At 71.9% G+C, this 13,910-nt stretch carries 11 protein-coding genes; 3 read left to right on the top strand and 8 right to left on the bottom strand.

All coding sequences use genetic code 11. From position 1 onward, the window contains the following. Positions 1-4 precede the first annotated feature (4 nt). From nuoL to nuoN, 3 genes are read left to right on the top strand one after another with little or no spacing between them, the layout of a single operon-like run. Entirely contained in the window at positions 5-1,945 is a 1,941-nt protein-coding gene (gene nuoL, locus ACWGIF_RS28155) for an NADH-quinone oxidoreductase subunit L (RefSeq protein ID WP_453501628.1), read from the top strand. 1 nt (position 1,946) lies between these two features. Then, on the top strand, positions 1,947-3,563 hold the full coding sequence (locus ACWGIF_RS28150; RefSeq protein WP_453501627.1) for an NADH-quinone oxidoreductase subunit M: 1,617 nt from the start codon (positions 1,947-1,949) through the stop codon (positions 3,561-3,563). Positions 3,564-3,592: 29 nt separating this feature from the next. Continuing rightward, positions 3,593-5,215, top strand: a complete 1,623-nt coding sequence (gene nuoN, locus ACWGIF_RS28145; RefSeq protein WP_453501664.1) for an NADH-quinone oxidoreductase subunit NuoN — start codon at positions 3,593-3,595, stop codon at positions 5,213-5,215. Positions 5,216-5,277: 62 nt separating this feature from the next. Here the strand turns inward: nuoN and ACWGIF_RS28140 are convergent, their stop codons facing one another. The 8 genes from ACWGIF_RS28140 to ACWGIF_RS28105 all read right to left on the bottom strand — a co-directional run bounded on the left by ACWGIF_RS28140 (position 5,278) and on the right by ACWGIF_RS28105 (position 13,716). Then, the gene (locus ACWGIF_RS28140; RefSeq protein ID WP_453501625.1) at positions 5,278-5,877 is read right to left on the bottom strand and encodes a Uma2 family endonuclease; all 600 of its coding nucleotides are present in this window, start codon (positions 5,875-5,877) and stop codon (positions 5,278-5,280) included. Positions 5,878-5,936: 59 nt separating this feature from the next. Then, a complete protein-coding gene (locus tag ACWGIF_RS28135; protein ID WP_453501623.1) occupies positions 5,937-6,515 on the bottom strand; it encodes a hypothetical protein in 579 nt (192 codons plus the stop codon). A 123-nt stretch (positions 6,516-6,638) separates the two neighbouring features. Next, positions 6,639-9,494, bottom strand: a complete 2,856-nt coding sequence (locus tag ACWGIF_RS28130; protein WP_453501622.1) for a fumarate reductase/succinate dehydrogenase flavoprotein subunit — start codon at positions 9,492-9,494, stop codon at positions 6,639-6,641. 11 nt (positions 9,495-9,505) lie between these two features. After that, on the bottom strand, positions 9,506-10,312 hold the full coding sequence (locus ACWGIF_RS28125; protein WP_453501620.1) for an ABC transporter ATP-binding protein: 807 nt from the start codon (positions 10,310-10,312) through the stop codon (positions 9,506-9,508). Then, positions 10,309-11,310, bottom strand: coding sequence for an ABC transporter permease (locus tag ACWGIF_RS28120; RefSeq protein ID WP_453501618.1), 1,002 nt, complete (start codon positions 11,308-11,310; stop codon positions 10,309-10,311). Before ACWGIF_RS28120 ends, ACWGIF_RS28125 begins: the two co-directional genes overlap by 4 nt. Continuing rightward, entirely contained in the window at positions 11,307-12,662 is a 1,356-nt protein-coding gene (locus tag ACWGIF_RS28115) for an ABC transporter substrate-binding protein (RefSeq protein WP_453501616.1), read from the bottom strand. Before ACWGIF_RS28115 ends, ACWGIF_RS28120 begins: the two co-directional genes overlap by 4 nt. Positions 12,663-12,676: 14 nt before the next feature. Further along, entirely contained in the window at positions 12,677-12,904 is a 228-nt protein-coding gene (locus ACWGIF_RS28110; protein ID WP_109778462.1) for a 4Fe-4S dicluster domain-containing protein, read from the bottom strand. Positions 12,905-12,945: 41 nt separating this feature from the next. Beyond that, positions 12,946-13,716, bottom strand: coding sequence for a GntR family transcriptional regulator (locus ACWGIF_RS28105; RefSeq protein ID WP_453501614.1), 771 nt, complete (start codon positions 13,714-13,716; stop codon positions 12,946-12,948). Positions 13,717-13,910 lie beyond the last annotated feature (194 nt).

Here is a 13,910-nt window from a genome sequence, read left to right as displayed (position 1 = left end):
CGCTGTGGAGAACCTGATTGCGCTGCTGGTGGCAGCGCCCCTGCTCGGAGCGGTGGTGCTGCTGTGCGGCGGCCGGCGCCTCGACAAGTCCGGCCACTGGATCGGCACTCTGCTCGCGGCGGTCTCCTTCGGGATCGGCGCCGTGCTGTTCGCCGACATGCTGGGCCGCAGTGCCGACGACCGGACCCTGCACCAGCGGCTGTGGAGCTGGATCCCGGTGGAGGGCTTCCAGGCGGACATCGCCTTCCAGCTCGACCAGCTGTCGATGACCTTCGTCCTGCTGATCTCCGGGGTGGGCACGCTCATCCACGTGTACTCGATCGGGTACATGGAGCACGACGAGCGCCGCCGCCGCTTCTTCGGCTACCTCAACCTGTTCGTCGCGGCCATGCTGCTGCTGGTCCTCGCCGACAACTACCTCCTGCTGTACTTCGGATGGGAGGGCGTGGGCCTCGCCTCGTACCTCCTGATCGGCTTCTGGCAGCACAAGCCCAGCGCGGCCACGGCCGCGAAGAAGGCCTTCCTGGTCAACCGCGTCGGCGACATGGGCCTGTCGATCGCGATCATGCTGATGTTCACCACCTTCGGGACCTTCGCCTTCGGGCCGGTGCTGGGCGCGGTGGGCGAGACGTCCGAAGGCACGCTGACCGCGATCGGCCTGCTGCTGCTCCTGGCCGCCTGCGGCAAGTCGGCGCAGGTCCCGCTGCAGTCCTGGCTCGGGGACGCGATGGAGGGCCCGACCCCGGTCTCGGCCCTGATCCACGCGGCCACCATGGTGACGGCCGGCGTGTACCTCATCGTCCGCTCCGGCGCCATCTTCAACGGGGCGCCGGACGCCCAGCTGGTGGTCACCATCGTGGGCGCGGTCACGCTGCTCTTCGGTGCGATCGTCGGTTGCGCGAAGGACGACATCAAGAAGGCCCTTGCGGGCTCGACGATGTCGCAGATCGGCTACATGATCCTCGCCGCGGGCCTCGGCCCGATCGGCTACGTCTTCGCGATCATGCACCTGGTGACGCACGGCTTCTTCAAGGCGGGGCTCTTCCTCGGCGCGGGTTCCGTGATGCACGGGATGAACGACGAGGTCGACATGCGCAAGTACGGCGCGCTGCGGACGTACATGCCGATCACCTTCGTGACCTTCGGGCTCGGGTACCTGGCCATCATCGGCTTCCCCGGCCTGTCGGGCTTCTTCTCCAAGGACATGATCATCGAGGCGGCCTTCGCCAAGGGCGGTACCGAGGGCTGGATCCTCGGCTCGGTGGCCCTGCTGGGCGCTGCCATCACCGCGTTCTACATGACCCGCGTCATGATCCTCACCTTCTTCGGCGAGAAGCGCTGGCAGCCGGCCCCGGACCCGGACAAGACGCCCGGGATCGAGCCCGGCGTCGAAGCGCACCCCGGCGAGCTGCCCCACCCGCACGAGTCCCCGAAGTCGATGACCATCCCGATGATCGTGCTGGCCTTCGGATCGGTGTTCGCCGGCGGCTTCTTCAGCATCGGCGACCGGTTCGTGAACTGGCTGGAGCCCGTGACCGGTTACGCGCACGGACACCCGCCGATCAGCGCGCTGACGGTGACGCTGGCCACCATGGTGGCCCTCGTCATCGGAGTCGCCATCGCCTGGGGGATGTACGGCCGCAGGCCCGTCCCGGTCCTCGCCCCGCGCGGCTCGCTCCTCACGCGGGCGGCCCGGAGGGACCTGTACCAGGACGACTTCAACCACGTCGTGCTGGTGCGCGGCGGGGAGCATCTGACCCGCTCGCTCGTGTACGTCGACCACAGCCTGGTCGACGGGGTGGTCAACGGGACGGCCGCCTCGGTCGGCGGCCTCTCGGGGCGGCTGCGGAAGCTGCAGAACGGCTACGCCCGCAGCTATGCGATCTCGATGTTCGGGGGCACGGTGGTCCTGATCGCCGCGACCCTGCTGATGAGGGCGGTGTGAGATGAATTTCCCGCTTCTGACGGTGACGGCCGCGGTCCCCGCGGTCGGTGCGATCCTGACGGCGGCCGTCCCGGCCGCCCGCAGGACCGCCGCCAAGTGGCTCGCGCTGTTCTTCTCGCTGGCGACACTGGCCCTGGCCGTGCTCGTCGCGGTCCGCTTCGATCCCGGCGGCGACCGCTACCAGCTCACCGAATCCCGCTCCTGGATCGCCGACTTCGGCGTCCGCTACGAGTTGGGGGTGGACGGGATCGGGGTGGTGCTCATCGGGCTCACCGCGCTCCTGATCCCCTTCGTGATCGCGGCCGGCTGGCACGACGCCGACCCGCTGGAGACGGAAGCGTCCAAGAGCAGCTTCGCCGCCGGCTCGCGCTGGCGGCCGACGCAGGGCTTCTTCGCCCTGATCCTGCTGGTCGAGGCGATGGTGATCATCTCCTTCGAGGCCACCGACGTCTTCCTCTTCTACATCTTCTTCGAAGCCATGCTCATCCCGATGTACTTCCTCATCGGCGGCTTCGGGGACCGGGCCCACTCGGGATCCGATGAGAACGCGGCCACGCAGCGCTCGTATGCGGCGGTCAAGTTCCTCCTGTACAACCTGGCCGGCGGCCTGATCATGCTGGCCGCCGTCATCGGCCTGTACGTGGTCGCCGGGAACTTCTCGCTCCAGGAGATCACCGCCGCGCGCGCCGCGGGCACGCTCGACATGGCGACCAACACCGAGCGGTGGCTGTTCCTCGGGTTCTTCTTCGCCTTCGCGGTGAAGGCCCCGCTGTGGCCGCTGCACACCTGGCTGCCGAACGCGATGGGCGAGTCCACCGCCCCGATCGCCGTCCTGATCACCGCGGTCGTCGACAAGGTCGGCACCTTCGCGATGCTCCGCTTCTGCCTCGGGCTCTTCCCCGAGGCCAGCAAGTGGGCCACGCCGGTGGTCCTCGTCCTGGCCCTGATCAGCATCGTCTACGGCGCTCTGGTCGCGGTCGGCCAGCGGGACATCAAGCGGCTGATCGCCTACGCCTCGATCTCGCACTTCGGCTTCATCATCCTGGGCATCTTCGCCATGACCTCCCAGGGCCAGTCCGGCGCCACCCTCTACATGGTCAACCACGGCCTGTCGACGGCGGCGCTGATGCTGGTGGCCGGCTTCCTGATCTCGCGGCGCGGCTCGCGGCTCATCGCCGACTACGGCGGCGTCCAGAAGGTGGCCCCGGTCCTCGCCGGCACCTTCCTCATCGGCGGTCTCGCCACCCTCTCGCTGCCGGGCCTCGCCCCCTTCATCAGCGAATTCCTTGTCCTGGTCGGCACGTTCGCCCGGTATCCGATCGTCGGCGTCATCGCCACCATCGGCATCGTGCTGGCGGCGCTCTACACGCTGGTGCTCTACCAGCGCACGATGACCGGCCCCGTGAAGGAGGAGGTCCGCACCATGCCGGACCTGCGCCTGCGCGAGGTCCTGGTGGTCGCCCCGCTGATCGCGCTGTTGATCGGCCTGGGGGTCTACCCGAAGGTGCTCACCGACATCGTCAACCCGGCCGTGGAGCACACCATGTCGGATGTGAAGCAGACGGACCCGAAGCCCGAGGTCGACGTCGAAGCCAAGAACGGGGAGGCGGCGAAGTGAGCACATCGACTTCCGCCCACAGCCTGTGGATGCTGGCGGCCGAGGCACCGGTCGACCGGATCCCGGCGCCGACCATCGAATACGCACAGCTCGCGCCCACGCTGATCGTGGTGGGCGCGGCGGTGCTCGGGATCCTGGTGGAGGCCTTCGTGCCCCGCAAGGCCCGCTACTACGTACAGGTGTTCCTCACCCTCGCCGCGCTGGCCTCGGCCTTCGCCGCGGTCGTCGGCCTCGCGGCCGGCGGATACGGGTCCACCAAGGCCCAGGTGGCGGCGATGGGCGCCATCGCCGTGGACGGCCCGGCGCTCTTCCTGCAGGGCACCATCCTGCTGGCCTCGGTCGTCGCGATCTTCACCTTCGCCGAGCGGCGCCTGGACCCGGCCGCACACGGCAACCGGGTGGACTCCTTCGCCGCCCAGGCGGCGTCGGTACCGGGCAGCGACAGCGAGAAGGCCGCCGTCAAGGCGGGCTTCACCACCACCGAGGTCTTCCCTCTGGCCCTGTTCGCCATCGCGGGCATGCTGATCTTCCCGGCGGCCAACGACCTGCTGACGCTGTTCATCGCCCTCGAGGTGTTCTCCCTCCCGCTGTACCTCCTCTGCGCCGTCGCCCGCCGCCAGCGGCTGATGTCGCAGGAGGCCGCGGTGAAGTACTTCCTGCTCGGGGCCTTCTCCTCTGCCTTCCTCCTCTTCGGTATCGCACTGCTCTACGGATACGCGGGCTCGGTCTCGTACGCGGTGATCGCCGACGTGGTCGACGGCACGGTCTCGAGGATCGATCCGGCGCTGGCCTCCACCATGGGCAATGACGCGCTGCTGCTGATCGGCGGCGCGCTCATCCTGATGGGCCTGCTGTTCAAGGTCGGCGCGGTCCCCTTCCACATGTGGACCCCGGACGTCTACCAGGGCGCCCCGACCCCGGTCACCGGCTTCATGGCGGCGGCGACGAAGGTGGCCGCCTTCGGCGCCCTCCTTCGGCTCCTCTACGTGGTCCTGCCGGGGCTGCGGTGGGACTGGCGTCCGGTGATGTGGGCGGTGGCCATCGTCACGATGCTGGCGGGCGCGGTGATCGCCGTGACCCAGACGGACGTCAAGCGGCTGCTGGCCTACTCCTCGATCGCGCACGCGGGCTTCATCCTTGCCGGTGTGATCGCGACCTCGGCGGAGGGTGTCCAGTCGGTCCTCTTCTACCTGGGCGCCTACTCCTTCGTGACGATCGGCGCCTTCGCCGTGGTCACCCTGGTGCGCGATGCGGGCGGCGAGGCGACGCACCTGTCCAAGTGGGCCGGTCTCGGCCGGCGTTCGCCGCTGACGGCGGCCGTCTTCGCGGTGTTCCTGCTGGCCTTCGCCGGCATTCCCCTGACGTCGGGCTTCACCGGGAAGTTCGCGGTGTTCAAGGCGGCGGCGGAAGGCGGCGCGGGGGCGCTGGTCGTGGTCGGTGTCATCTCGTCCGCGATCGCCGCGTTCTTCTACATCCGGGTGATCGTCCTGATGTTCTTCAGCGAGCCGAAGGCCGACGGCCCGACGGTGGCCGTTCCCTCGCCGCTGACGATGACCACCATCGCGGTGGGCGTCGCGGTCACCCTGGTCCTGGGCCTGGCCCCGCAGTATTTCCTGGACCTGGCCGGGCAGGCGAGCACCTTCGTCCGCTGACATCGCCGTCCACGTCTGAGGGCCCGCACCCCTTCGGGGGGCCGGGCCCTTCGCCGTGTGCGCTATTCGGGCCGCCGCCGTTTCGGTGTGATCGCGGTCAGGTCCAGGTCGATGGGGAACGGGACGGAGACCTTGAGGCGGTCGTGGAAGATCCCGGATGCGACGTAGCCACCGCCGACCGGCTCGCGCTCGAAGACGTAGACGACCGCCCGGCCGTCCATGTTCTCGACCCGCCAGTAGTGAGGAATCCCGGCCCGGGCGTACTTCACCGGTTTGGTCTCGCGGTCACGGTCGACGGATTCAGGGGACACGACTTCGACCGCCAGCAGAACGGTCTCGGCTGGGAGGCGGGTCTGGGCCAGGTCACCGACGACGTCTTCACGGCATACGATGACGTCGGGTTCAGGACGGTTGCGTCGGTCGATGTCGATGGTGAACTCCCGCAGGACTTCAAGGCCTTCCGGGACCAGCGACTGGAGTTGCCACTCGAAGAAGCTGACCGCCCGCGCATGGAAGAGGGTCTGCGGACTCACGAAGATCAGGCTCCCGTCGATCAGCTCCGTGTGCGGAGGCAGATTCGGAAGCGTGTCCAGGTCGTCGGCAGTCCAGCCGCCCGGGGGCGGGATCGGCCAGCTGTGTTCCGGGTTCATCAGTGCTCCCATGAGCCGCAGTCTCGCGAGTGAGTTCAGCGTATCGCCGGAGTTCTCACGAAAAGCCGCCCTTACGGGTGAGTCATATGCCCGGAGCACTTGATGGCCGGGTTCCAGTTGTGGAAGCGGCCGGCCGGGTTCTTCTTGTAGGCCCACATGTGCAGGTCGTAGTGCTTGGGCATGCCCGGCCAGTGGCCCGGCATGGGTCCGTCGAAGGGCAGCCCGAACATGCTCGGCCGGTCGTCGGCGGTCTTCAGGTCCTGGTCCCGGTCGGTGGACATCCACTCCACGGCCTCGAGCCTGCGCCGGCCGTTGCGGTCCTTCTCCCTGCTGTAGAGGAGCGCGGTCGGCCTGGCGGGGTCCTTCGAACCCCAGTAGGCCTGCTTGACGTAGTGGTAGTTCATGGCGCCCACCCCGAACGGATTGGTCATGCACTCCGCGCCGTGGGGGACGTACCCGTCCTTGAGGGCCTCCCGCTCGTCGGCGTACTTGGCCGTCGCCGCGATCGCCGTCGCCATGTCCCGCATGGCCTGCGGGTTGTGCGGGTCGGGCGCGGGCCCCTCGACCCCGTGCGCCGGGGCCATGGCGACCAGGCCGAGCGACAGGGCGGCCGCGCAGGTGAGGACGGTCTTCAGGCTGCGTACGGTCATGGCGGCGGCTCCTCGCGGTGGGGGTACGGGGTACGGGTTCCCGATGCCAGTCGTCCGTCCACCATCCCGGCCCGTCCCGCCCGGCGCACGCGGCGCGCCTCCGAACGGGGGCCTCGCCGCGCCTCAGGCGCGGGCCGCGTACGCCCGGACGTCCGCGTCGGGGTCGCCGACCGCCGCGGCGAGGGCCGACCGGGCCTCCGCGGCGCCCCGGTGGGCCAGCAGGGCGAGGACCGCGGCCTTGCGCACGTCGGCGTTGGCGTCGGCCAGCGCCCCCGCCAGGGCCGGTACGGCCGCCCCGGGCTCGGCCGCCGCCAGCCCGGCGGCCGCTCCGGCCCGGACCTGCCAGGCGGGATCCGCGAGAGCGGCCACCGCCGTCCCGGCGTAGCCCGTGGGGCAGCCGGTCGAGGCCAGTGCCGCCAGGGCGGCGCCCCGCACCAGCGGGTCCGGGTCGCCCAGCAGCGGCTCCAGCGGGGCCGGGGCCGGGGCGTGCACCGAGGCCAGCCCCCTGGCGACCGCCACCCGGACCTCGCGGGCCGGGTCCGCCGCGGCCGTGGCCAGCGCCTGGACCGCGTCCACCGAGACCAGCGCCCGGACCGCGTGGATACGGACCTCCGGGTCGTCGTCCGCCAGCGACGCGGCGTACAGCTGTGCATCGCCCAGGCGCAGCGCCCGCAGGACTTCGAGCGCGGCCGAGCGCACCACGGGGTCCGGCACGGCGAGCGCGGCGCGCAGCCCGGCCCCCAGCTCCGGCTCGCCGGGCAGGACCTCCACCAGTTCGCGCAGCGCGGCCGCGGCGGCCCCCCGTACGGCGGGAGCCGCGTCCGCGAGCCGGTCGGCCAGTGCCGGCCCGGCCCCTGCGGGGACGGTCTCGCCGAGCGCGGCGACGGCTGCCGCCCGGACCGCGGGATCGGGGTCGTCGAGATAGGGGCGCAGGAGGTCCAGGCCGGGTGACTCCTCCGCCAGGGCGAGCAGTTCGAGGATCCGGGGCGAGGCTCCTGCGCCCCGCCCGGCGTCCCGGCCCTCCGGTCCCGCGGACGCCTCCGGCGGGGTGGCCCCCGCGGACGCGGCCGACCGCCCTGCCGGCCCCGAGCCCGCGGTCGTCGTGCCTGCGGGCCCGATCGCGGCCGTCGCGCCTGCCGGCCCGGCGTCCGTGGGCTGCGACCCGGGCGTCGCCCCCGGTCCCTCCGTCCGTCCCGCCGGAGGCGACCGGCGGGGGCCCGCCGTGGACACCGGGACGAGCGCGACCTCGCCCAGGTGCCGCGACGGGCCGCCGGCGGGGGCGAACCCGTCGACCGGAACCAGGTACGGCTCCACCGGCCGGGCCGTGAACTCCATCGCCCCCGAGGCCGACTTGCGCAGGTCCAGGTGGTGCAGCCAGCCCGCGTCATCGCGCGCGGGGTGGTCGAGCCGCTCGTGGTAGAGGCCCCAGCGGGACTCCGTACGAGCCAGCGAGGCGCGGGCCGCCATCTCCGCGCAGTCCCGGATGAAGGACACCTCCGCGCACCGCATCAGCTCGTGCGCGGTGGTCGCGCCCATCTGCGCGATCTCGCCGGTCATCCGGTCGAAGGCCTCGACGGCGAGCGAGAGCTTCGCGCCCGTCTTCGGCGGAGCGACGTAGTCGTTGACGAACCGCCGCAGCTTGTACTCCACCTGCGGTTGCGGCGGCCCGTCCGGGTGGCGCAGGGGACGGTAGACCAGTTCGTGTGCCGCCGACAGCTGGGCGGCCGGCAGCTCGCCCTCGTACGCCGTGTACCGGGCCGCGTCCGCGCCCGCCAGATCGCCGAAGACGAACGCCCCGATCATGTAGTTGTGCGGGACGGAGGCCAGGTCACCGGCCGCGTACAGCCGCGGGACCGTGGTGCGGGCGTGGTCGTCCACCCGCACGCCGGACGCCGAGTGGCCCCCGCACAGGCCGATCTCCGAGATGTGCATCTCGATGTCGTGCGTGCGGTAGTCGTGGCCCCGGCCCGCGTGGAAGGTCCCGCGCGTCGGCCGCTCCGTGGTGTGCAGGATCGATTCGAGGGAGGCCACCGACTCCTCCGGCAGGTGGCTGAGCTTCAGGTACACCGGGCCGCGGTCCGAGGCGAGTTCGGCCGCGAACTCCGCCATCATCTGGCCCGACCAGTAGTCGGAGTCCACGAACCGCTCGCCGTGCCGGTTGACCTGGTAGCCGCCGAAGGGGTTCGCGACGTACGCGCACGCCGGTCCGTTGTAGTCCTTGATCAGCGGGTTGATCTGGAAGCACTCGATGCCGGTCAGCGCGGCGCCCGCGTGGTACGCCATGGCGTAGCCGTCGCCCGCGTTGGTCGGGTTCTCGTAGGTGCCGTACAGGTAACCGGAGGCGGGCAGTCCGAGGCGCCCGCACGGGCCGGTCGCCAGGATCACCGCCCCGGCGCGCACGGTCACGAAGGCGCCGGTGCGGGTGTGGAAGGCGGCCGCGCCGATCGCCCGGCCGTCCTCCGGCGAGGTGAGGACGCGGACCGGCATCAGCCGGTTCTCGATCCGGATCCGCTCCCGCATCTCGCGGCGCCGCAACTGCCGGTAGAGGACCTTCTTGACGTCCTTGCCCTCGGGCATGGGCAGGACGTACGAGCCGGAGCGGTGGACCTGGCGCACCGCGTACTCGCCGTGCTCGTCCTTCTCGAACTTCACCCCGTACGACTCCAGGCGCTGCACCATCGCGAACCCGCGGGTGGCGGTCTGGCGGACCGTGGACTGGTCGACGACGCCGTCGTTGGCGCGGGTGATCTCGGCGACGTAGTCGTCGGGCTCGGCGCGCCCGGGGACGACGGCGTTGTTGACCCCGTCCATGCCCATGGCCAGCGCCCCGGAGTGGCGCACGTGCGCCTTCTCGAGGAGCAGGACCCGCGCGCCGCGCTCGGCGGCGGTCAGCGCCGCCATCGTGCCGGCCGTGCCGCCGCCGATGACGAGGACGTCGCAGGAGAGTTCCTCGGCGTCGCCGAGCGCGGGGATGTCCATGGTGCGGCCTTTCAGAGTGAGTTGATGATCTGCTGCCGGAGCCCGGCCGGCGAGGCGTCGCGGTCCCGGGGGCGCGGTACCGCGAACACCTCGCCGGTACCGAGCAGTGCGACGCGGTCGCCGAGGAACAGCGCCTCGTCCACGTCGTGCGTGACGAACACGACGGTCGCGCCGGTGCCCGCGAGGACGTCCACGAGGAGGTCCTGCATCTCGGCGCGGGTCTGGGCGTCGAGCGCCCCGAAGGGTTCGTCCATCAGCACGGCGCGGGGGCGCGTGGCGAGGGCGCGGGCCAGTTGCACGCGCTGGCGCTGGCCGCCGGAGAGCTGGTGCGGGAGCTTGTCCGCGTGCCCGCTCAGGCCCACCCGCTCCAGCCACGCGTCGGCGGCCCGCCGCCGCCGGGTCCGCCGGGAGAGGCGGGACACGCCGGGCCCCGGGACGCCCCGGTCCTGGTCGGCCGCTCCCTCCCCCCGGCCCTGGCGGAAGCCGGCGCAGCCACGGATCGCGAGCGGGAGTTCGACATTGGCCCGGACGGTGCGCCAGGGGAGCAGGGCGTCGTCCTGGAACACCAGGGCCCGGTCGGCGTCCGGGCCGGAGAGGGGCCGCCCGTCCTGTTCGACCGTCCCGCCGAGCGGCGGGAGCAACCCCGCCAGGGTGCGCAGCAGCGTGGACTTCCCGCAGCCGGACGGGCCCACGACGGTGAGAACCTCGCCCGCCTCGACCGTCAGGTCGACCCCGTCGAGGACCGCGTCGTGATGCCCGAGGCGCGCCCCGCGCAGTGCGAGGGCGGCGCCGGGTTTCTGGATGGTCAGGGTGGTCATCTCTGCGTCCCTCCGGTGGTGCTGCCCTGCGGGGCTGTTCCCCTGCCCGCCCTTTCACCGTTTCCAGGGGCTCCGCCCCTGCTCCCGGCCCTGCTCCCGCTCCCGGCGCTGCTCCCGCTCCCGGCGCTGCTCCCGCCTCCGGCCCTGCTCCCGGCCCGGTGCTCCGCACCGGGTGCGCTCAAAGGCCGCGCCGGCTGCACATCCCGCCCGACCGGAGCCCCCGCAGCGCCGACGGTGGTGCGGGGGAGCCAGGAGGTGAGGCGGCGGCCCAGCAGCTCGACCCCCGTCGTCGTGAGCCAGCCCAGGGCGCCGATGGTGGCCATGCCGACGAAGACGCCGGGGTAGTCGACCACCGTGTAGTCCTGCCAGGTGCGGTAGCCGACCCCGTACTCGCCGGAGATCATCTCGGCCGAGATCACACAGATCCACGAGACCCCGATGCCGACGGACAGGCCCCCGAAGATGCCCGGCAGGGCCCCCGGCAGGACCACGGAGAACAACACCCGCGTCCGCCCGCCGCCCATCGTCAGGACGGCCTCCTCCCACACCGGCGTCAGCGCCCGCACCGCGTGCCGCGTCGAGACCAGAACCGGGAAGAAGGCGGCCGCGCAGGTGATGAACACGATCCCCTGCTCGTTGGAGGGGAACAGCAGGATCGCCACCGGGACCAGGGCGATGGCCGGGATCGGGCGCAGTACTTCCAGCAGCGGGCCCAGCACGTCGGCCGCGGTCCGGGACCGGGCGATCGCCGTGCCCACCACCACGCCCAGGACGGCGGCGAGCGCGAAGCCCGTCACGATCCGGCGCAGGCTGGACGCCAGATCCTGCCAGTAGGGACCGGTCCGGGCCCGCTCCGTGAACGTCGAGGCGACCTCGCCGACCGTCGGGAACTGTTCGAAGCGCAGCCACACGTTCACGTCCATCGACGTCAGCCCCTGCCACACCAGCAGGGCCGCGCCGAGCGAGGCCGCCCGCAGCAGCCAGCGGCCGCCCGTCATGACGCCAGGGCCCCGGCCTCGGCGAAGCTCACGATGCGCGCCCCGGATGCCTGATGCCGCTCGACGTACGCCTTCGCGCCCGCGGCCGTGACGAAGGCGTGCAGCTCCGGCCCCTCGGCCACCCACACCGCCTTGTCCGCGAACCAGAGCGTGCCGGTCACCGCGTCCGGCACGTACGCCGCCCGCACGTCCGCGCCGCGGGCCGCCTTCAGCAGCTCACGCGGGGAGTCGAAGGACTGCGTGCGGGGCTGCCCCTTGAGCCACAGCTCGGGGCGGGCGGCGCCCACCTTCGGGTACTCCGGCAGCCCGGTCGCCGCCCGCTTCAGGGGCTCGGGGTCGAGGAAGGCGTCGACGTCCACGTCGGCGACCAGCTTGGCGGCCTTCAGGACCGGCACGTCCTGCTTCAGCGCGTCGATCAGCTCCGGCCGCAGGGCCGGGTCGAAGGTCGCGATGCCGTTCGCGCCGTTGTAGAGGTACACCACCTCGGCCGGCAGGCCGGTCTCCTTCGCCACCGACTCGGCGGCCGCCGCCGGCTCCGTCCTCAGGTGGTCGGTGGCCTTGCGCTGGGCCCGCAGGAAGGCGTCCAGCACACCCGGACGCTCCTTCGCGAACTTCTCACGCACGGTGACGCCGTGGAAGGTCGGCAGGTTGAGCTCGGCACCGTCGTACAGGGCCTTGGCCCGTCCTTCGAAGGTTAGTTGCCCCGGCCACGCCACGAACTGCGACAGGGCGTCCACGCTGCCCGCCTGGAGGGCGGACGCGCCCACGCTGGGCTGCTGGTTGAGCTTCTGGATGCCGCTCTCCGGGTCGATCCCGGCACGCTGCAGGGCCCGTACGAGGGTTCCGTCGGCCGCGGATCCGACGCTGGTCGACACCTTCCCGCCGCGCAGGTCGGCCAGCGACTCCAGCTTCGAATCCGGCGCGGTGACCACGGTGTTGAGGCCACCGCGCAGGTTGTAGCCGGTCACCGACACGAGGTGGGTGGGCTGCCCCAGCTCCTTGCCTCGCGCCGCGTTGATGAGGAGCGGGAAGTCGCCCATCGAGCCGATGTCGATCTTTCCGGCGGTCATCTGGGCGGTGATCGGGGCGCCCGTCGCGTAGTCCTGCCAGTCGACCCGGTAGACGATGCCGTCCTGCCTGCCGCGCTCCGCGAGCTCCTGCTCGAAGTAGCCGAGGGAGCGCAGGAGCGTGCCGGCGGTGACGGTGTTGATGGTCTTGGACTGGTAGCCCACGGTCACGGTGACCGTGGGGGAGCCCGCAGCCCCGGAGGCGCCGGCGCAGGCCGTGGCCAGCGGGGCGATGAGGAGGGCGAGCAGGGGCGCGAGTGCGGGCGCGAGTGCCTTCGTACGCATGGGGGTGGGGCCTTTCACCGGAGCAGGTAGGGCATGTTGACGGTCACCGCGCCGGTGGGACAGCGGGCGGCGCACGGGCCGCAGTACCAGCACTCGTCGACGTGCATGTACGCCTTGCCGTCGTCCTCACGGATCGCGAGCGAGTCGAGCGGACACATGTCGACGCAGAGCGTGCAGCCGTCGATGCACAGGGACTCGTCGATGGTCACGGGCACGTCGCCGCGCTGGGGGACCACAGGCATGGCTGTCTCCAGGAAGGTGGGTGTGTTCGGTGTCTGAGCGCTCAGAGCGAGCGGCGCAGCAGGCCGCTCATGGTGATCCGGTCGCCGCGGAAGCGGATGAACTCGAGGTCCACGGGACGGCCGTCGCCCAGATGGGTGAGCCGTTCCAGCATCAGGACGGCGGCCCCGCGCGGGGCCTGGAGGACGGCGGCGGAGTGCGCGTCGGCGTTGACGGCCTCGAGGGTGATCTCGGCGTGGCCGAGGGCCTGCCCGGTCAGCTGTTCCAGGAGCCTGAAGACGTCGGTGTTCTCCAGGTCGCAGTCCAGGAGTCCGGCGCCGACGTCCATCGGGACGTAGGTGAGGTCGAGGGAGAGCGGCAGGCCGTTCAGGCGGCGCAGCCGCTCGATGTAGAGCACGTCGGCGTGCTCGGACAGGCCGAGGCGCCCGGCGACGGGGGCGGGGGCGCGGACGGGGCCGGCCGTCCGGACCTCGTTGGTCACCCGGCCGTGCTCGTTGAGGGTCTCGGCCAGGCCTTGCAGGCGGTCCAGGCCGTGCGGGTACTTCTCGCAGACGACGACGGTGCCGACCCCCGGGCGGCGCTCCACCAGCTGCTCGCCGCGCAGCAGGTCGAGGGCCTGGCGGACGGTGTTGCGGCCGGCCCCGTAGTCGGCGGCGAGCTCGCCCTCCAGGGGAAGGACCCCGCCGGGGTAGCCGCCCGCCAGGATCTGGTGGCGCAGCAGATCGGCGAGCGTTCGCGCCTGGTCCGCGCGCCGTCGCCGGCGGCGCGCGGCGGCGACCGGGACGGTGTGCGTGACGGTGCGTTCGGCTGGCATGGCAGGGAACGTACCGGGGGCCCGGCGTCGGTGGTGTTGCCACAGTGTTGCGCCACCTGACGGTGCATTCGCAAGCCGCTGACCTGCGGTTTCGGGGGGGCGGCGGGAAGAACACCCACCCCCCCCACCCCCCAAAGGACAACCCGGCGGACACCAATCCGCCCGGGACCACCCCCCGGCCCACCCCCCGGCCC

The organism is Streptomyces sp. NPDC054849 (assembly GCF_053610945.1).
Note: the sequence above shows the minus strand (reverse complement) of the source record. Positions and strands in the feature narration are given on the sequence as shown.